Source organism: uncultured Mucilaginibacter sp. (assembly GCF_903893715.1).
Lineage (GTDB): Bacteria > Bacteroidota > Bacteroidia > Sphingobacteriales > Sphingobacteriaceae > Mucilaginibacter.
The window spans coordinates 1-19009 of record NZ_CAITNG010000117.1 but is presented as its reverse complement, the minus strand read 5'-3'; the positions used below and the strand labels follow the sequence as shown (position 1 = coordinate 19009).

Genomic DNA, 19009 nt, shown 5'->3' with positions numbered 1-19009 from the left:
GTAAATGGTGTGCGAGAGAAAAGACTTTTTAAAAACACCCATAATTACCCATGTATTTTGGTTCACCGGTTCATTAGTCATTGGTTCATTGGTACCTATCGCATTGTTATCTATAGAGCAGAGATTGCTTGCCCGAAGTGCTGGGACAGGCTGTGCATTGCAACAATGTGTTGGTGAAACACCCATATTTACCCATAGGGTTAAAATCCAAAATTGAACTTCCGAAATTCGAAATAAAAAACAATACCCATAAATACCCATATGTTACGTTTAAAACCCATTTCGCTAAATCATCAAAATCACTTACAAATTTATCCTCTAAAAACCCTATTTTTGCGGTTGAATGAAGCACATCCGTAATTTTTGCATAATAGCGCATATCGACCACGGCAAGAGTACATTGGCCGACAGGTTGCTCGAATATACCCATACCATTACCCAGCGCGAAAGTCAGGCGCAGCTGCTCGACGATATGGACCTGGAGCGCGAACGCGGCATCACCATAAAGAGCCACGCCATCCAAATGGATTATACGCTGAACGGTCAGAAATACGTATTGAACCTGATCGACACGCCAGGCCACGTTGATTTCTCGTACGAGGTATCGCGATCGATAGCCGCCTGCGAGGGCGCTTTGCTGATTGTCGACGCGTCGCAGGGTATACAGGCACAAACCATATCGAATTTGTATTTGGCATTGGAAAACGACCTGGAAATTATTCCGGTACTCAACAAAATGGACCTGCCCGGCGCGATGCCCGAGGAGGTGAAAGACCAGATAGTGGACCTGATCGGCTGCAAACGCGAAGAGATACTGGCCGCATCGGGCAAAACAGGCTTGGGGGTGCACGAGATACTGGAAGCAATTGTTCATCGTATCCCCGCTCCTGTAGGCGACCCGAACGCACCGCTGCAGGCTTTGATATTCGACTCGGTATTTAACTCCTTCCGTGGTATCATCGCTTATTTTAAAGTGGTGAACGGCGAGATACGCAAGGGCGACAGGGTAAAGTTCTTCGCTACCGAAAAGCAATACATTGCCGATGAGGTAGGCACGTTGAAACTGAACCAATTGCCGAAAGATGTGATCAAGACCGGTGATGTGGGTTATATCATATCAGGCATTAAAGAAGCGCGTGAAGTTAAGGTTGGCGATACCATCACCACCATTGCAAACCCCTGCTTAACAGGTATACAAGGCTTTGAAGAAGTTAAACCAATGGTATTTGCAGGTATTTACCCGGTTGATACCGATGAATATGAAGAGTTGCGTGAGGCGATGGCCAAGTTGCAGTTGAACGATGCTTCTTTGGTGTTTGAGCCCGAATCATCGGCGGCATTGGGTTTTGGTTTTCGTTGCGGGTTTCTGGGGATGCTGCACATGGAAATCATACAGGAGCGTTTGGAGCGCGAGTTTGATATGACGGTGATCACCACCGTGCCCAACGTATCGTACCTGGCCTTTACCACCAAAGGCGAAGAACTGGAAGTGCATAACCCGTCCGACCTGCCCGACCCAAGTAAGCTGCAATATGTTGAAGAGCCTTACATCAAGGCCAATATCATCACCAAATCGGAGTTTGTTGGGCCTATCATGTCGTTGTGTATCAATAAACGTGGTTTTATCGTCAACCAGTCGTACCTCACGTCAGATCGGGTTGAACTGGTATTCGAAATGCCGATGGGCGAGATCGTATTCGACTTTTACGACAGGCTGAAAACCATATCCAAAGGTTACGCCTCGTTCGATTATACGCAGATTGGTTATCGCCAGAGCGATCTGGTACGTTTGGATATCCGTTTGAATGCTGAGCCTGTTGACGCCCTGTCATCGTTGATACACCGCAGCAATAGCTACGATTTTGGTAAAAAGATATGCGAAAAGCTGAAGGAACTGATCCCGCGCCAGCAATTCGAGATCATTATACAGGCATCTATAGGTGCCAAGATTATCGCCCGCGAAACGGTGAAAGCCATGCGTAAAGACGTTACCGCCAAATGTTATGGTGGCGATATCTCGCGTAAGCGTAAACTGCTGGAAAAGCAAAAAAAAGGCAAGAAACGCATGCGCCAGGTAGGTAACGTAGAGATACCGCAAAGCGCATTTATGGCGGTGCTGAAATTAGATTAGATATGCGTACAGCGTATTGCGTATTGAGATAAGGCATCGCAATACGCATTACGCAAATCTCAATACTCAATGCAATTACTCGACGGAAAATACGTATCAGAAAAATTAAAAGGCGAAATAGCTGAACAGGCTGCGGCTTATCTCGCTAAAAGCGGCCGTAAACCGCACTTGGTAGCCGTTTTAGTGGGCCATGACGGTGGCAGCGAGACCTATGTGGCCAGCAAGATGAAGAATTGCGAGGCGGTCGGTTTTAAATCATCACTGGTACGATACGAAAGTGATGTTACCGAACCCGAATTGCTTGCCAAAGTAGCTGAATTGAACGCTGATGAGGATATCGATGGCATTATCGTACAACTACCCTTACCAAAACACATCGACCCCGAAAAAGTAACCGAGCATATCGACTACCGTAAAGACGTGGATGGCTTCCACCCTATTAACTTGGGCCGTATGCAGCGTAATTTACCTTCGTTTATCCCTGCAACGCCTTATGGTATCACCCTGATGCTGAAGGAATACAATATCGAGACATCAGGCAAGCATTGCGTAGTAGTTGGCCGTAGTAATATCGTTGGTTCGCCCATGAGTATCCTGATGGCCAGAAACACCACACCAGGTAACTGCACGGTAACCATTTGCCACAGTCGCACGCCCGATATCAAAAAGTTCACGCTGGATGCGGATATCCTTATTGTTGCCATCGGCAAAAAGAACTTTATTACGGCAGATATGGTTAAAGACGGCGTAGTGGTCATCGATGTCGGCATGAACCGCGAAATCTCAACGCTAACCAAGTCGGGCTATAAACTATATGGTGATGTTGACTTTGAAGGCGTAGCGCCAAAAGCATCGTGGATAACACCTGTGCCGGGCGGCGTGGGTTTGATGACGATTATTGGGTTATTGAAGAATACACTGGCTTCGGCGAACGGCGACGTATATTAACTCCAATCCCACCAGGATTTGAGCCCAACATATACCCCATCCCCACGAATTTCGACGGGGTATGTTTGTATGTAATCACCTTGTCCGGGACTGCCCCTGCCAGTTTTGATATCATAACTATACCGGTGGAACGGGCATATCAACTTACCATCCTTGCACCAACCCTGGCTGATATCGGCCCCGGCATGAGGGCATTTGGTGGCTAAAGCGTGTGTCTCGCCATCAACACCAACAAGGCAAATATTCTTGCTTCCGGCTTTAACTTTTGTTATAAACGGATACTTTAAATCACTGGTATTTAAAACCTTATACCACTTCATTTAAAACTAAAAATCAATTTTAAAATTCATCACATCCGGATTTTTAAATGCATCTTCAATATTGGTCTCGATGGTTACCGAACGCTGGTCGGCAGATAATACGGCCTTTTTATTGTCGATGTTTTTTATTGGCTCCGGGAAGTTCATCGTTATTTTGTAAGGCATGTCGATTAGCATTGCTTTCGAGAGGTTAAACATCGCTTCGTTCTTTTTGATGTATTTGTCGAACTTACCTCTGTCAATTGAACGATAGAATTTATGCGGACCAATTTCATATTTGAAGTAATCCTGCAAAAGCATCAGCTCATTGGCATTCACTTCCTTGGTAGTTTTTTTGTCGGGCAAAAGGGCATTCAACTGGTCGTTGGATGTTATTTTCGATACATTTTTGAGATAATAAAACAAGTCGTCGGCATTATTGGCAGAGTGCCGTATACTTGCCTTCATGATATTCTGCTTTAAATTCATCCGGACGATCAAATCGCTGCTTTTAGCCAAATTTATTTGAGTGGTATCCATTTTTTGATGTACACTGTCAGGCAACATCGTATAAAAATTCACTGTCGTATCCTTCACCATACTAAAAGCGGGACTTTCTTTTACCGAATCGGGTAAAAGGTTTACTAAAACCGACACGGCCTTGCTCATATCAAAATTGTAGGTTACGTTACATGAGCCATCCGCGTAAAAGTCGTAACGCTCTTCCGTGTCTACACACGAGGAAAAGCAAACCAATGCGGATAAGAATAAAACAAGGTAAAGTTTCTTCATGCAAAGCCTTATTGTCGACCTAACAAATTTAACTCAATTTTTGTTGGCTTTTCTCCGTTAAATCACGGTTTTATTTTGGTAAAAACACCTGCTGTACATCTTCAGATAAACACCATAAAATAGCCCAAGCAAAAACAGGCCAATTATTTTGCGTATTTTTGCGCTTTAATTATGGCGAACCAGGTACCCGACGACGGCACATTACTTCCATTAATGGAAGAGTTTTATACAATACAAGGCGAAGGCTTTAATACCGGCAAAGCTGCCTATTTTATACGCTTGGGCGGATGCGATGTGGGTTGCCATTGGTGCGATGTAAAAGAAAGTTGGGACGCATCTATACATCCCCTGACGTCTTCGGACACCATTGTTGAACACGCCTCACAATACCCATCAAAGGCCATTGTAGTTACCGGTGGTGAGCCATTGATATACAACCTGGATTACCTCACCGCCCAATTACAACAAAAAGGCTTCAAAACCTTTATCGAAACCTCAGGTGCATATCCCCTCTCTGGGAAATGGGATTGGATATGCCTCTCGCCAAAAAAGTTTAAGGCGCCCGCTCCCGGTGTTGCAGCTTTAGCCGATGAACTAAAAGTGATTGTATTCAATAAATCGGATTTTGAATGGGCCGAACAATATGCCGCTTTGGTTTCGCCCGAATGTAAATTGTACCTGCAACCCGAATGGTCGCGCTCAAAAGAAATGACCCCCTTAATCGTGGATTATGTAATGGCCAACCCTCAATGGGAAATATCGCTTCAAACCCATAAATACCTTAATATTCCGTAAACTTGTACTAAACCGGTGCATTTGTACGTAATATAGCTCAATGAAACGCCTGATATCTATTGTCTTGATTTGTTTACCGTTATTCTTATCGGCTCAAGAAAGGCAATATACCAGCACCAACGCCGCCGCTTTAAAACTGTACAAAAAAGCCCGGCAAAGTATGGATGCTGAACGTTACGATGAAGCTATTGGGTTTTTAACCAGCGCCGTACAAACCGACCCTAAATTTTTAGAAGCCCAAAACCAATTAGCCGACCTGCTCCGGCTTAAAATGCAATACAAACCTTCTGTCGAGCATTACCTGAAGGTGATAGCGGTGGATGCCGAATTTAACCGGGCCATTTATCTTAACCTCGGCGACGAAGAGGTTGATATTGCCGACTACCCAAACGCGCTTATCCATTTGCAGAAATACTTAACCTATCCGGGCATTACCCCTCAAAAAAAGCAACTGGCCGAGCTGTTGGTTGCCAATTGCCAATTCAGTATCGATGGGATGAAACACCCGGTTCCATTTAAACCGATGAACCTTGGGCCCGAAATTAACGGGCCAAACGATGAGTACTTCCCGGTTGTAACAGCTGACGAAAGCGAACTGATATTCACCCGTAAAATTAACGGGAACGAAGATTTTTACCATAGTACCAAAGTTAAAGGCAAGTGGACGCCCTCCGTTTACCTGAGCGACCAAATCAACTCGCCGCAATATAACGAAGGGGCACAATCCATAACCCAGGATGGCGAATACCTGTTTTTTACCTGTTGCGACAGGCCCAGCGGCTTGGGCAGCTGCGATATTTACGTGGCCCAAAAACAAGGTGATAGTTGGGGATCGCCGATTAATCTGAACTCTCCCATCAACACCCGGGCCTGGGAATCGCAGCCGTCTATCAGTGCGGATGGGAATACGCTTTACTTTTCGAGCAACCGTAAAGGTGGTTACGGTGGTTACGATATCTGGAAATCGACCCTAACGGACAAGGGATGGAGCGAACCTGAAAATCTTGGCCCAACTATCAACACCCCTTACGATGAGCAATCACCCTTTATCCATCCGGATGACAATACGCTCTACTTTTCATCTAATGGCTGGCCCGGCTTTGGCAATATGGATATATTTGTGAGCCGCCGCGACCAGGATGGCAAATGGCAAAAACCTACCAATATGGGCTACCCAATCAATACCAGTGCCGACGACAATGGCCTAACCCTAAACGCCACCGGGAACTATGCCTTTTTTTCGTCGAACAACCTGAAGGGTTATGGTGGTTTCGATATTTACACCTTCGAAATGCCCGTTCCGCTGCGCCCCAAGGTGGTAACCTATGTTAAAGGAACCGTAAAGGATAGCAAAACCAAAGACCCCATTTCTGCAACGGTCGAGATTGTGGACCTGGGCAACAACAGAACCGTTTACAACAATACAATTGAGCAAAACGGGCGTTTTTTGGCTACCCTGATTACCGGAAAAAACTATCTTCTCAATGTTTCAAAACATGGCTACATGTTTTATTCCGAAAACTTTTCTCTGGTTGGCGACAGCTCCAAAAAACAATTCCAGATAGAGGTGCCTTTGCAAATGATAGAGGCAGGTAACAAAGTGGTCTTAAAGAACATATTTTTCGATACCAATAAGTTCGATATCAAACCGGAATCGAAAATCGAGATGCAAAAACTCATCCTCTTCTTAGCTGACAATCCTGCGGTAACCATCGAAATATCTGGCCATACTGATAATATGGGTAACGATGCCTTAAATCAAACCCTTTCGCAAAACCGCGCGAAAGAAGTCTACCAGTATCTTCTAACCAAAGGTGTACCGGCAGCGAGGCTCACCTATAAAGGCTATGGCAAAACTCAGCCCATCGCTTCCAACACCACCGAAGACGGCCGCAGGCAAAACCGCCGCACCGAGTTCAAAATCATATCAAACTAAACAAACCAGCCAAACAGGTCTGTTGGCGCAAGCTTTGCTTTGTTAGCTTCGTTCACATCGTTTATTATCCTGCCTTCCGCCATCTGGATAATGCGATTCCCATACGTATGCGCATCTTTCAGGTTGTGGGTAATCAGCACCGTGGTCAGGTTAAAATCGTGGGTCAATTTATCGGCCATTTTCATTACAATATCTGCCGAGCGCGGGTCTAAAGCCGCTGTAGGCTCGTCCAACAACAATATTTTGCAATTGGCCATCACGCCCATCAGCAAGGTAACGGCCTGCCTTTGCCCGCCCGATAAGGTACCCATCGGTTGATTTATTTTATGCTCCAGCCCCATTTCCAACAAGGACAGTTTTTCCATTACCTCGTATTTAAAACCCTCATTAATGCCAATGGTCAGCCCTTTTCCGTGCGTACGTAACGATGCGAGGCGGAAATTATCCAAAATGCTCAAATCGGGCGCCGTACCACTCAATGGGTTTTGGAAAACCCTTGCTATATAGCGGCTGCGCTGGTAATCGGTCCGGTCGGTTACATCCCTCCCGTCGAGCGCTATGGTTCCGCTGCTTGGTTTGATATTGCCCGAAATCACATTCAGTAAAGTTGACTTCCCTGAACCATTCGAGCCCACTATCACTAAAAACTCCCCTATCTCTACATAAAGGTCGATACTATGCAGCGCGTTAACCTCGTTAGGTTTGCCGCGATTGAAGGTTTTGCTGATGTTTATTAACTCAATCATGATTCCTTTGTGAATAAACGGGGTAAGCCTACAATCAACAACACAAACACCGCGGTAACTATTTTCAGCAGGTTGGCATCAACACCCAAACTCAAGGTCAATGCCAATACTAACTGGAACAAAACCGCGCCAAACAACACCACCGCGAGGCTTTTCCAAACGGATAAAATACCCAGCCAGTTAATCAGTGTTTCCCCAATAATAACCGAACCCAAGCCTATAATAACCACGCCAATCCCCATATTGATATCGGCAAACCCCTGAAACTGGGTAATCAAATAGCCACTCGTCGCCGTTAAGGCATTGGCAATGGCCAAACCGATAATCTTCATCCTATCGGTATTTACCCCCATGGCCCTTACCATCGATTCGCTGTTGCCCGTCGCACGCATAGCGATGCCAAAGTCGGTTTTGAGCAAATAACCAATCGTCAGCGTCATCAATCCAACAAATACAACAAGCATCAACAACGAGTTTTGATTCACATCGCCCAATAGTTTCCACCATGTAAAAACCGTCGTATAATCCCTTAGCGGCAAGTTCGAACGCCCCATCACAGTTAAATTGACAGAGTAAAGCGAAGTCATCACCAATATGCCCGATAACAAGGCGTTAACCTTTAGCTTGGTATGTATAAAGCCTGTTAATGCGCCCGCCAAAGCGCCAGAGGCAATAACCATCGGTAAAATAGTATAAAACGGCAGGCTATGGGTAAACATTATAGCGGTAACCGCCCCACCAAGCGTATAACTCCCATCGGTAGTGATATCGGGTATGTTGAATATCTTCATCGAAATGTAGATACCCAACGCTATGCCCGAAAAGCATAAGCCCTGAATTATTGCGGTCAGTAAAAAATCCATCTATTTAACTGCTTCAAATGATGAAGGAACTGTAATGTAGTACTTTTTGGCCGAAACCGGGTTGTACACCCTTTTGCGCACTTTCACCATCTCGGGCTTTAATCCGTCGGTAGTGTGGGTTTTTAAATATTGTGCGGCCTGCTCCCCCGCCTGGTAGCCCCATTGGTAAATATCCGCGCCATAAGCCGCCACTGCACCGCGTTGCACCAAACCTGCTTCGCTGGTAAAAATAGGTACATTGCTCGCATTGCAATTTTTCAATATGGTTTCGAAAGATGCAAATACCGAATTGTCCGGATTTGCAAAAAAAGCATCGATATGGTTGTTCAACAACGATTTTGTCACCAATTCCGCATCCGCCGATGAGTTCAGAGGTTGGGCAATCAATGTTACATCCAATTTATTTGCCAGCCCTTTTATCCGGTTCATGGCATCAACCGATTGAGGCTCCGATTGGTTATATATCATGCCGATCACCAACTTGCCACTCTTAGGTTTTACCATTTTAGGGATGATGGAAAACGAAGTGTCTATATAGTTTAGGTCTTCTTCGACACCAAAAACATTGGCAGGACCGTTACCATTCACATCATCCAGCTTCATCAGTTTGGCAGTAGGTGCCACCATTTTAAATATAGGGATGGTTTTTGTTTTTTGAGCGGCTGTTATCGTCGACAAAGTTGTACAGGTAGCAAGCAGGTCCACCTTTTCGCCAATAAAATAATTGACAATTTGTGTCAGTGTCGGGATATCACCCTGCGCATTACGGTATTCTATTTTTATATTTTGTTTGTCGATATAGCCGTTTTTTTGCAGGGCATCGGTAAAACCAGTACGGGCCTGTGCAATGGTCGCATCCTCAAAAGCATCCACAAAACCCACAACAGGCACGTTATTTTTTGCGGCGTTGTGGCATGATGCAAACAGTACAATAGTTAAAAATAAAAAGGGTAAAGCTTTCAACTTCATGCAGCTAATTTATGTAATAGTGTTAAAAATGCAAGTTCCGCTCAACTGCAATTCTTCATTTTCTTTTTTTCGATAATTTCAATAATCCTTTAAGTTAACCCCAAAAATAGGGGTATTTATGCCTGCCTGTCGGCAGACAGGGGTATTTTCAGACAAAAATCTTTATCACCTTTATCAAATTTGTAATTCTCTTCCCACCTGCGCATACCAATCGCCCTGTAAAAGATATGGGTATTTATGGGTATTGCGACAGAACTTTACATACGCTTGACCCTTCACCCATAGCCACCCGAACCCGATAACGTGCATCACAGTCCATGGGTATTTATGGGTATCCAAAAAAACACATTTTCCATTTTACATCTTCCGTATTCAATCACAGCCAAAGGGTGTCTCAAAAATAATTATTTTGATTCTGCTCATACGCTACAATATACAAAAAAACCCGGAAATAAACAAATCAACAACCCATCTCTCACGGTCATAAACAAAAGACAAGCTTTTTCGTTATTTTTGTGTTAATGATACAAATCAGCTCTAAACTTCCACAAACAGGCACAAGCATATTCACGGTCATGTCGGCATTGGCTGCCGAAGTCGGCGCCATCAACCTTTCGCAGGGCTTCCCCGATTATAATTGCGACCCCGCTTTGATAGCCATGGTAAACAAGGCCATGAAAGCCGGTCATAACCAATATGCGCCTATGGCGGGCCTGATGGCTTTACGCCAACGCTTAAGTGCCAAAACCGAAAAGCTATACAATGCCGTTTACGACCCCGAAACCGAGATTACCATAACCGCCGGCGGCACACAGGCCATTTTTACGGCCATATGTTGTACCGTACAGCCAAATGATGAGGTTATCGTATTCGAACCTGCCTACGACAGCTATGCCCCTGCTATCAAGGTGATGGGCGGCGTTGTAAAATCGTTGGAGTTGGAACCGCCCGATTACCGCATCAATTGGGAAATGGTAAAGCGGCTCATCACCAGTAAAACCAGGCTCATTATTTTAAACTCGCCGCATAATCCCACAGCAACTATCCTGCATCAAAGCGATATCGATGAGTTGTCGGCCATCGTAAAGAACCAGGATATTATGATTTTAAGCGATGAGGTGTACGAGCATTTAATATACGACGGACAAACCCATCATAGCATGGCCCGATATGAAGAGTTGCGCAAACGCAGTTTTATTTGCGCGTCTTTCGGCAAACTGTTTCATACAACGGGCTGGAAGGTGGGCTATTGCCTTGCCCCGGCCGCGCTAATGCAGGAATTTAGAAAAGTACACCAGTTTTTGGTATTCAGTGTAAACGCGCCAATGCAGTATGCCATTGCCGAATACCTGAAAGATGAAAGTTGTTATTTGGGCTTATCTGAATTTTTCCAGCAAAAGCGCGATTATTTCCGCTCGGCCATGGAGCAAACGCGATTTGAGTTGTTGCCTTGTTCCGGTTCATATTTCCAATCGGTGAAGTATAACAAGATAAGCGATGAAAAAGATACCGACATGGCTTTGCGCATTACGAAAGAGTTCGGCGTGGCATCCATACCCACTTCTGCTTTTTATTCGCGGGGTACAGATTACCATGTATTGCGCTTTTGTTTTGCAAAAAAGCAAGAAACATTGGATAAAGCCGTTCATAAACTAATAAAAGTGTAAACACGTACAAGTGGCTTAATACCTATAATAAAAACGAGCTGATGGATAATTTAAAAGTAACTGTTTTCCAGGGATATCTGTTTTGGGAAAACATTGACAAAAATTTACAGAACATCAAACTGCACTTATCGTCCATCCGCGAAAAAACAGACCTTATCATCCTGCCCGAAATGTTCAATACGGGCTTTACCATGAACGCCGATACATTGGCAGAGCCCGTGAAAGGCAAGACCATGCAATGGATGAAAGAAATAGCCGAACAATATGAATGCGTGGTTACGGGTAGTTTAATCATTAGCGAAAAAGGCAAATATTATAACCGCCTGATATGGATGCGCCCCGATGGTACTTTTGAGACTTATGATAAACGCCACCTGTTTGCGCTGGGTAAAGAACATGAAACCTATACGGCAGGTACCAAACGCCTGATAGTTGAACTGAAGGGTTGGAAAATTTGTCCGGTTATTTGTTACGACCTGCGTTTCCCCGTATGGCTGCGCAATAAAAACGAGGCTTACGACCTGTTATTGGTAGTGGCCAATTGGCCCGAAAAGCGCGCCCTGCACTGGCGCACCCTCATACCCGCCCGCGCCATCGAAAACCAGTGTTACGTTATCGCGGTTAACCGTGTGGGTCACGATGGCAACGAGGTTTACCACTCCGGCGATTCCAATTGCATCGACCCGAACGGCAATGTCATCTATTATAAACGTGATGAAGAAGATGTATACACCTTCAGCATCAATGCCGAAGAACTGCACAAAATACGCCGTGCTTTGCCTTTTTTAAAGGATGCGGACGATTTTGATCTGCATATATAAAAACTAACCCCAATGGCCTCTTGTTAAATTAATTTTTAACAGCCATATTCACGTATTAAAACCTTGTGCTTAAAGCCATGAAATACTTGTTTCATTTTAAACTGATTATATTAATTATCGCCGTTACCGCCTTTTCCGCATCGGCACAAAAGGTGAAAGACCATACCCCCCTGGTCGATCCTTTTATAGGTACCGGCGGGCATGGGCATTGTTATCCCGGTGCGGTACTTCCTTTCGGGATGGTGCAGTTAAGCCCCGATACCCGTTTAACGGGTTGGGACGGCTGCTCGGGCTACCACTATACCGATACTGTGGTTTATGGTTTTTCGCATACCCACCTGAGCGGTACCGGCATTGGCGATTACTGCGACGTATTGTTTATGCCCACCACCGGCGAGCCTAAATTTTTGAATACCGAATACGCTTCGCCATTTAAAAAGAAGAACGAAAGCGCCACGCCCGGCTATTACCATACCCATTTGGATAAATACGGTATCGATGTGGAACTGACCGCCACTACCCGCGTCGGCGTACATAAGTACACCTTCCCCGGCGGCGCCAGGCAAAGCAATATCATCATCGACCTGCAACACCGCGACAGGGTATTGGAATCGTCCATCGAAGTAGTGAACGACCACGAGATACGCGGTTTTCGCCGTTCGCGCAGTTGGGCCGATAACCAGTATGTGTATTTCTACGCCAAATTCTCAAAACCATTTAAAACCTACGGCATAGCACTTAACAACGCGCTACAGGAAGGCAAAAACAAGGTTGAGGGCAAAAACGTAAAAATGTACCTGCAATTTGACAACCCCGGCGAAGTGATATCAAAAGTGGGCATATCATCGGTAAGTACCGATGGGGCCTTGAACAACCTGGATACCGAAGTGCCCGATTTTGACTTTAAAAAAGTACAACGGGCAGCTAAAACCGCTTGGATAAACCAATTGGCCAAAATTGATGTGGAAGGCGGTGCACCATCGGCACAACAGACAGTGCCCAACCAATCTGCCAATGGTATTAATGGCAACGGCAATCCCTATCATTATCAAGAGGCCGGCCACGTTCGCGGACCGGTGGTACCCCCTGTCGATTATGCCAAAATAAAACAAACCATATTTTATACCGCATTATATCACAGTATGTTAGCGCCAAACATCTATAGCGATATCGACGGGCAATACCGTGGGCTGGATAATAAGATACACAAGGCCGAAGGATTTGACTACTACACCGTTTTCTCACTTTGGGACACTTACCGTGCCGAAAACCCCCTGCTCACCATCATCGAGAAAAAACGCACGCTCGATTTTATCAAAACCTTTTTGGCCATGTACGATCAGGGAGGTTTGCTACCGATATGGCCTCTGGCTTCCAGCGAAACCTTTTGTATGATAGGCAATCACTCTATCCCCGTCATAGTAGATGCATACGCTAAAGGCATCCACGGTTTTGATACCGAAAAAGCATTGACAGCCATGAAAGCCGCTGTTAACCGTAATCAATATGGCCTCGATTCTTACCGCCGTAATGGCGCTGTACTGGCCGATGACGAGAGTGAGTCAGTATCAAAAACACTGGAGTATTCCGTAGACGATGCCTGCATTGCCCAAATGGCCAAAATGATGAACAAGTCAGCCGATTACGTCGAGTTTACCAAACGTGCCCAATATTGGAAGAACGTGTACGACGACGAAACCGGTTTTATGCGCGGCCGGGTAAACGGAGGCTGGCTCTCCCCCTTTTTACCTACCGATGTAAACAACAAATACACCGAAGGCAACGCCTGGCAATACGCTTTTTTAGTACCCTATGATGCGCAAACCCTGGTCAGCTTTATGGGCGGCAAGGATAAATTCGAAAGTAAACTCGACCAATTGTTTACCACTACCGATACCCTTACCGGCATTAAGCTGCCCGATGTTGCCGGTTTGGTTGGCCAATACGCCCACGGCAACGAGCCCGACCACCATGTTGCCTACCTGTATAACTTTACCGATAACCCGTACAAAACACAGTTCTACGTCAATAAAATCATGAGCGAGCAATACCGTGCCCAACCTGATGGTTTGGCAGGCAATGAAGATTGCGGACAAATGTCGGGATGGTACGTCATCAGTGCCCTGGGTTTTTATGCCATAGCGCCTGGTACGCCCGATTTCCAGATTGGCCTGCCCGCTTTCGATAAAACTACCATCAACCTCGAAAACGGTAAAAAATTCACCATCAACAGTTCGGGCACCTCATCAAGCAGCTATTACCTGCAAGGCATGAACCTCAACAACAATCCCTATAACAAGTTATACCTAACCTATAACGATATTGCCAACGGCGGTACATGGGATGTATTTGCCGGTCGCCTGCCCAATAAATTATTCATGGCCGACCTCGAAAAATCAAATTCCGCCATAACCGATAATCTCATCGTACCCAATCCCTACCTCATTTACCCCGCATCTGTCTTTAAGGACCAAACCACCTTGTCATTTGGCTGTGCCGACCCGGACGCAAAAATCTATTACACATTGGATGGCACCCTGCCGACAACAAACGCAACTTTATACACCAAGCCCCTCACTATTTCGGCAACTACGATGGTTAAATGTATCGCCATCAAAAACGGGCAGCAAAGTTTTGTGGTACAAGGCAAGCTGAGTAAAATGCGTACAGATGTCAGGATAGGTGCGATAAGCAAATACCTGCCCATATATTCAGCAGGCGGCGATAATGCCTTGATAGACGGCCTATACGGCACCACCGACTGGCGTTTGGGCAACTGGCAGGGCTTTCATGGCCGTAATTTGGAAGTAGTGCTCGATTTTGGCGCTTCCAAAATGGTCAAAAAAGTAAGCATAGAAACCCTGCAGGATACCGGGGCATGGATTGTATTCCCTCAAAATGTTCAATACCTCGTTTCGGATGATGGCAAAAGCTTTAAACCCGCCGCAGTTGTGAATACCAAAGTGGATATCAAAGAACTTGCGGTACAAAAACAAACCTTTACAGCCGATATTAATTTGAATACCCGGTACATCAAGCTTATTGCCCAACAATACGGCGCCCTGCCCGATTGGCACGAAAGCAAAGGCCAGCAAAGCTATATTTTTGCCGATGAGATAACTATCGAATAATTTACACGCCTTTTTTGATATTTTTATCGCTTTATCGAAGCTAAAAAATAGCTTTGTGCAATTATGATGTAAATTAGCCCTTAAAACCAATATCGCTGATATTTGTTGGGTTAATATGCAGATACCCTTAATTCACATCTTTGCCAATGTTTAAACGAATAAAAAATAAGTTCTTACGTTACACCCTTATATCCGTTTATTTTCTGATTGTCTTTTTCTGCGCCATCGAACTTAACTTTTTATGGCTGTTCGGCTACTCGCCCGATATGCAGGACATCAAAAACCCCAGCTTGTCGCTTTCTTCCGAAGTTTATTCTGCCGATGGCAAGCTGCTCGGCCGCTATTTCCGCGAAAACCGCTCCCCTGTTGAGTTTAAAGAAATTTCGCCAAGCCTCATCAACGCGTTGGTTGCCACCGAAGATGCCCGTTTCTATCAACATAACGGTGTCGATTTTTACTCATTTTTTACCAGTATGCTATCAACCGCCAAAGGCGACAGGCGTGGCGGCAGTACCATCACACAGCAATTGGCAAAAAACCTCTTCGAAACGCGTAAGCGCAAATCGCAAGGGCTAATAAAACATATCCCGGTCTTAAAAACATTGGTGTTTAAATGCAAGGAATGGTTAACGGCGTTTAAAATTGAACATGTTTACAGTAAGCAGGAAATCCTGACACTATACCTCAACACCGTTCCTTTTGGCAACAATTCTTTCGGCATCAAAACAGCCACCAAAAAATATTTCAATAAAAACCCCGATGCGGTAAACCCTGCCGAAGCTGCTACGCTTATCGGTATGCTGAAAGCCACATCTACCTACAACCCTATTAATCATCCCGATAAGGCGGTCGATAGGCGTAATACGGTGCTAAAACAGATGAATAAGTACGGCTATTTGAATACGGCCGACTTGAACACCTACAGCAATAAACAGCTCGACCTTGATTTGAGTTATGTGGAAGATGACTCGCAAGGCGATTCCTACATCCGTCGCGCGGTCGAAAAATGGCTGGCTAAATGGTGTGCGGATAACAATTATAATTTATACGAAGACGGCTTGAAGATATACACTACCATCGACTCGCATTTACAAGAGTATGCCGAAGAAGCCGTTGCCGAAAAAATGAAGATGCTGCAAAAGCGTTTTGATAACCTGTGGGGCAAAAAGAACCCTTGGCGCGACCAAAACGGTGTTGAAATACCCGATTACGCCTTCAAAACCGCGCAAAAGTTAGCCGTTTATAAAACACTCGCCAAAAAATATCACGGTAAAACCGATTCCATCAGGCTGGCATTGAGCGTAAAAAAGAAGATGACCATTTTTAGCTGGAATGGCGACCGGGACACTACCCTTTCAACACTCGATTCCATCGCTTATTATGCCCGCATACTCAATACCGGCATGATGACAATAGAACCTACCACCGGTAAAATCAAAGTTTGGGTGGGCGGTATCGACCATAAATACTTTAATTACGATCACGTTAACCAATCTAAACGCCAGGCAGGCTCAACATTCAAGCCTTTTGCCTATGTAACCGCACTGGATAACGGTTTTAGCCCATGCGATAAATTTACCGATAAGCCGGTATCGATAAAATTCAAAGATGAAGGTAAGGATCAGGTTTGGGAACCCAAAAATGCCGATTTTAATTTCTCGGGTCGCGAAATGTCCTTGCGTTGGGCAATGGGCAAATCGGTAAACTCAATCACCGCGCAACTAACTGAAAAAGTTGGCTGGGACAAAATTGTTGAATATGCGCATAAATGCGGTATCGAAAGTCCGCTCAAATCCGTACCATCGGTGTCTTTAGGTACCAATGATGTTTCCGTTTATGAGATGGTGCGTGCTTATAGCACATTCCTAAACCGTGGCAATAAAATCGACCCATTGTTGGTAACAAAAATTACCGACGGTGACGGCAATGTATTACAGGAGTTCACTCTAAAAACCGAAAAGGTTTTGAGCGAAGAAACAGCATGGTTGATGTTGTATATGTTTAGGGGTGGTATGGAAGAACCGGGGGGCACCTCGCAGGCGCTATGGGAATATGATGGCCTTTGGAAGAGTGGCAATAACCAAATTGGGGGCAAAACAGGTACATCATCGGGCTATGTGGATGGCTGGTACATGGGTATTACCAAAGATTTGGTTACCGGCATTTGGGTTGGCGCCGACGACCGCAGCGTACATTTTACCTCATCCGAAACCGGCGAAGGGTCGCATACAGCGCTGCCTATTTTCGGTAGTTTTATGCAAAGGGTATATGCCGATCCTAACTCCGGTTATACCAGGGGGCCTTTTCCAAAACCATGGGTAAAAATCACCAAGTCATACGATTGCCCTTCTCCAAATATCAAAACCGATTCATTAAGTGTCGACAGTTTAAATATCGACTCGTCTTTAGCTAAACCGCTGGCACCTCCATCCAACCAAAATATACCCAAGGAAAAGCAGGCGCCTAACAAATAATTTTGTAACTTTTACGTTTATTACACCAAACACATTTAAACACAAAATAAAATCGATCCTTTTATGAATAAACGGTACAAATCATCGCGAATAGCCCTTTCAGCACTGATTGTTTTATTTACGATAATCGGTTTATTAAATCCCCATGAGGCACTGGCCCAGGAATTTGGACAAAATAAAGTGCGTTATAAAAACCTCGATTTTAAGGTTTACCGTACCCCCCATTTCGAAATATATTACTACATCCAAAACGATAGCCTCATCAAACGATTTGCGCAGGAAAGCGAATTGTGGTACACCCTACACCAGCAGGTATTCCGCGATACCTTTAAAAGGCCCAATCCAATTATTATTTATGCCGATCACCCCGATTTTCAACAAACCACCGCCATCGACGGTGAGATTAGTGTGGGCACAGGCGGTGTTACCGAAGGTTTAAAAAACCGTATCGTAATGCCCTTTATGGAAACTAACCAAACCACTCGCCACGTTATCGGGCACGAAATGGTGCACGCCTTTCAATATCATTCGCTGTTGGATGGCGACCAAACCCAGTTTTCCGAAATTGGCAACTTGCCCCTTTGGATGATAGAAGGTATGGCAGAATACTTAAGCCTGGGCAAAAAAGACGCTTACACGGCCATGTGGATGCGAGATGCCTATCTCAATAAAAATATACCAACCATAAGAGACCTTACAGAGAGTAATAAGTATTTCCCCTATCGCTATGGCGAAGCGTTTTGGTCGTTTATTGGCTCTACTTATGGCGATACGATTATTGTGCCTTTCTTTAAAAATACTGCCCGTTACGGGCTCGATTATGGTATACGCCGCACCTTTGGTTATGACGAAAAAACTTTGTCGAGCCTGTGGAAAAATGCCATTCAAAAGGCATATAAACCCTATTTGAAGGATACGGCACAGATCCCGCCCGGCCAAAAGATCATCGATTATAAAAACTCGGGCCAAATGAACGTAGCGCCTGCTATCAGTCCGGATGGGCAATATGTGGCGTTTTTATCCGAGAAAGATCTTTTTTCTATCGATTTATACCTTGCCGATGCCAAGACCGGCAAAATATTAAAAAAGCTAACGAGCAAGATATCCAATACCCATATCGACGAGTTTAACTTCATCGAATCGGCCGGTGCCTGGTCGCCCGATAGTAAGCAATTCGCGTTTAGCGTGTTTAGCGGTGGCCGCAACAAATTGGTCATTGTCGATGTTTCGAACGGTAAAATACTCCACGAAATATCCATGGAGAAGGCCGAGCAGTTTAGCTACGTAACATGGTCGCCAAACGGAAAGAATATCGTTTTCTCGGGCATGTCCGAGGGTCAAAGCGACTTATACAACTACAATTTAGAGGATAGAGAACTTACGCAGTTGACCAACGATATCTATTCCGACTATCAGCCAAGCTTCTCGCACGATGGC

General features: G+C 45.0%; 15 protein-coding genes. 9 read left to right on the top strand and 6 right to left on the bottom strand.

Annotation, left to right across the window (positions count from 1 at the left end):
• Window positions 1-186: hypothetical protein (locus tag QZX97_RS13445; protein ID WP_295664719.1), on the bottom strand; the 186-nt coding region annotated here is incomplete at its 3' end.
• Window positions 187-343: 157 nt separating this feature from the next.
• Here QZX97_RS13445 and lepA point away from each other — a divergent pair.
• Window positions 344-2131 (top strand): translation elongation factor 4, encoded by a 1788-nt coding sequence (gene lepA / locus QZX97_RS13440; protein WP_295655707.1) that lies wholly within the window; start codon window positions 344-346, stop codon window positions 2129-2131.
• Window positions 2132-2200: 69 nt separating this feature from the next.
• Window positions 2201-3079, top strand: a complete 879-nt coding sequence (locus QZX97_RS13435) for a tetrahydrofolate dehydrogenase/cyclohydrolase catalytic domain-containing protein (RefSeq protein ID WP_295655706.1) — start codon at window positions 2201-2203, stop codon at window positions 3077-3079.
• Here the strand turns inward: QZX97_RS13435 and QZX97_RS13430 are convergent.
• Together QZX97_RS13430 and QZX97_RS13425 are read right to left on the bottom strand one after the other, a co-directional pair.
• On the bottom strand, window positions 3076-3399 hold the full coding sequence (locus QZX97_RS13430; RefSeq protein ID WP_295655705.1) for a Rieske 2Fe-2S domain-containing protein: 324 nt from the start codon (window positions 3397-3399) through the stop codon (window positions 3076-3078). The two genes, QZX97_RS13435 and QZX97_RS13430, sit on opposite strands and share 4 nt — an antisense overlap.
• Before the next feature lie 6 nt (window positions 3400-3405).
• A complete protein-coding gene (locus QZX97_RS13425) occupies window positions 3406-4170 on the bottom strand; it encodes a hypothetical protein (protein ID WP_295655704.1) in 765 nt (254 codons plus the stop codon).
• 171 nt (window positions 4171-4341) lie between these two features.
• Here QZX97_RS13425 and QZX97_RS13420 point away from each other — a divergent pair, with 171 nt between their 5' ends.
• Entirely contained in the window at window positions 4342-4965 is a 624-nt protein-coding gene (locus QZX97_RS13420; protein WP_295655703.1) for a 7-carboxy-7-deazaguanine synthase QueE, read from the top strand.
• 40 nt (window positions 4966-5005) lie between these two features.
• A complete protein-coding gene (locus QZX97_RS13415) occupies window positions 5006-6901 on the top strand; it encodes an OmpA family protein (RefSeq protein WP_295664718.1) in 1896 nt (631 codons plus the stop codon).
• Here QZX97_RS13415 and QZX97_RS13410 read toward each other — a convergent pair.
• From QZX97_RS13410 to QZX97_RS13400, 3 genes are read right to left on the bottom strand one after another with little or no spacing between them, the layout of a single operon-like run.
• Window positions 6898-7647 carry an ATP-binding cassette domain-containing protein gene (locus QZX97_RS13410; protein WP_295655701.1) on the bottom strand — a complete coding sequence of 250 codons (750 nt, stop codon included), beginning with the start codon at window positions 7645-7647 and terminating at the stop codon, window positions 6898-6900. The genes QZX97_RS13415 and QZX97_RS13410 overlap by 4 nt on opposite strands.
• A complete protein-coding gene (locus QZX97_RS13405; protein WP_295664717.1) occupies window positions 7644-8510 on the bottom strand; it encodes an ABC transporter permease in 867 nt (288 codons plus the stop codon). The genes QZX97_RS13410 and QZX97_RS13405 overlap by 4 nt, the downstream gene beginning before the upstream one ends.
• Window positions 8511-9479 (bottom strand): ABC transporter substrate-binding protein, encoded by a 969-nt coding sequence (locus QZX97_RS13400; RefSeq protein WP_295655699.1) that lies wholly within the window; start codon window positions 9477-9479, stop codon window positions 8511-8513.
• A 521-nt stretch (window positions 9480-10000) separates the two neighbouring features.
• Between QZX97_RS13400 and QZX97_RS13395 the strand changes: the two genes are divergently transcribed.
• The 5 genes from QZX97_RS13395 to QZX97_RS13375 form a co-directional block, all read left to right on the top strand.
• Entirely contained in the window at window positions 10001-11146 is a 1146-nt protein-coding gene (locus tag QZX97_RS13395) for a methionine aminotransferase (RefSeq protein WP_295655698.1), read from the top strand.
• A 41-nt stretch (window positions 11147-11187) separates the two neighbouring features.
• Window positions 11188-11967, top strand: a complete 780-nt coding sequence (locus QZX97_RS13390) for an amidohydrolase (protein ID WP_295655697.1) — start codon at window positions 11188-11190, stop codon at window positions 11965-11967.
• 77 nt (window positions 11968-12044) lie between these two features.
• Window positions 12045-15098 (top strand): GH92 family glycosyl hydrolase, encoded by a 3054-nt coding sequence (locus QZX97_RS13385; protein ID WP_295655696.1) that lies wholly within the window; start codon window positions 12045-12047, stop codon window positions 15096-15098.
• A gap of 146 nt (window positions 15099-15244) precedes the next feature.
• The gene (locus tag QZX97_RS13380; protein WP_295664716.1) at window positions 15245-17572 is read left to right on the top strand and encodes a transglycosylase domain-containing protein; all 2328 of its coding nucleotides are present in this window, start codon (window positions 15245-15247) and stop codon (window positions 17570-17572) included.
• A 63-nt stretch (window positions 17573-17635) separates the two neighbouring features.
• The coding region (locus QZX97_RS13375; RefSeq protein WP_295664715.1) for a basic secretory protein-like protein at window positions 17636-19009 on the top strand (1374 nt) is incomplete at its 3' end.

What these genes read in the sequence shown, in the direction of transcription:
- lepA (WP_295655707.1), top strand. Translation starts at nt 344, where the DNA reads ATGAAGCACATCCGTAATTTTTGCATAATAGCGCATATCGACCACGGC.
- QZX97_RS13435 (WP_295655706.1), top strand. Translation starts at nt 2,201, where the DNA reads ATGCAATTACTCGACGGAAAATACGTATCAGAAAAATTAAAAGGCGAA.
- QZX97_RS13430 (WP_295655705.1), bottom strand. Translation starts at nt 3,399, where the DNA reads ATGAAGTGGTATAAGGTTTTAAATACCAGTGATTTAAAGTATCCGTTT.
- QZX97_RS13425 (WP_295655704.1), bottom strand. Translation starts at nt 4,170, where the DNA reads ATGAAGAAACTTTACCTTGTTTTATTCTTATCCGCATTGGTTTGCTTT.
- QZX97_RS13420 (WP_295655703.1), top strand. Translation starts at nt 4,342, where the DNA reads ATGGCGAACCAGGTACCCGACGACGGCACATTACTTCCATTAATGGAA.
- QZX97_RS13415 (WP_295664718.1), top strand. Translation starts at nt 5,006, where the DNA reads ATGAAACGCCTGATATCTATTGTCTTGATTTGTTTACCGTTATTCTTA.
- QZX97_RS13410 (WP_295655701.1), bottom strand. Translation starts at nt 7,647, where the DNA reads ATGATTGAGTTAATAAACATCAGCAAAACCTTCAATCGCGGCAAACCT.
- QZX97_RS13405 (WP_295664717.1), bottom strand. Translation starts at nt 8,510, where the DNA reads ATGGATTTTTTACTGACCGCAATAATTCAGGGCTTATGCTTTTCGGGC.
- QZX97_RS13400 (WP_295655699.1), bottom strand. Translation starts at nt 9,479, where the DNA reads ATGAAGTTGAAAGCTTTACCCTTTTTATTTTTAACTATTGTACTGTTT.
- QZX97_RS13395 (WP_295655698.1), top strand. Translation starts at nt 10,001, where the DNA reads ATGATACAAATCAGCTCTAAACTTCCACAAACAGGCACAAGCATATTC.
- QZX97_RS13390 (WP_295655697.1), top strand. Translation starts at nt 11,188, where the DNA reads ATGGATAATTTAAAAGTAACTGTTTTCCAGGGATATCTGTTTTGGGAA.
- QZX97_RS13385 (WP_295655696.1), top strand. Translation starts at nt 12,045, where the DNA reads ATGAAATACTTGTTTCATTTTAAACTGATTATATTAATTATCGCCGTT.
- QZX97_RS13380 (WP_295664716.1), top strand. Translation starts at nt 15,245, where the DNA reads ATGTTTAAACGAATAAAAAATAAGTTCTTACGTTACACCCTTATATCC.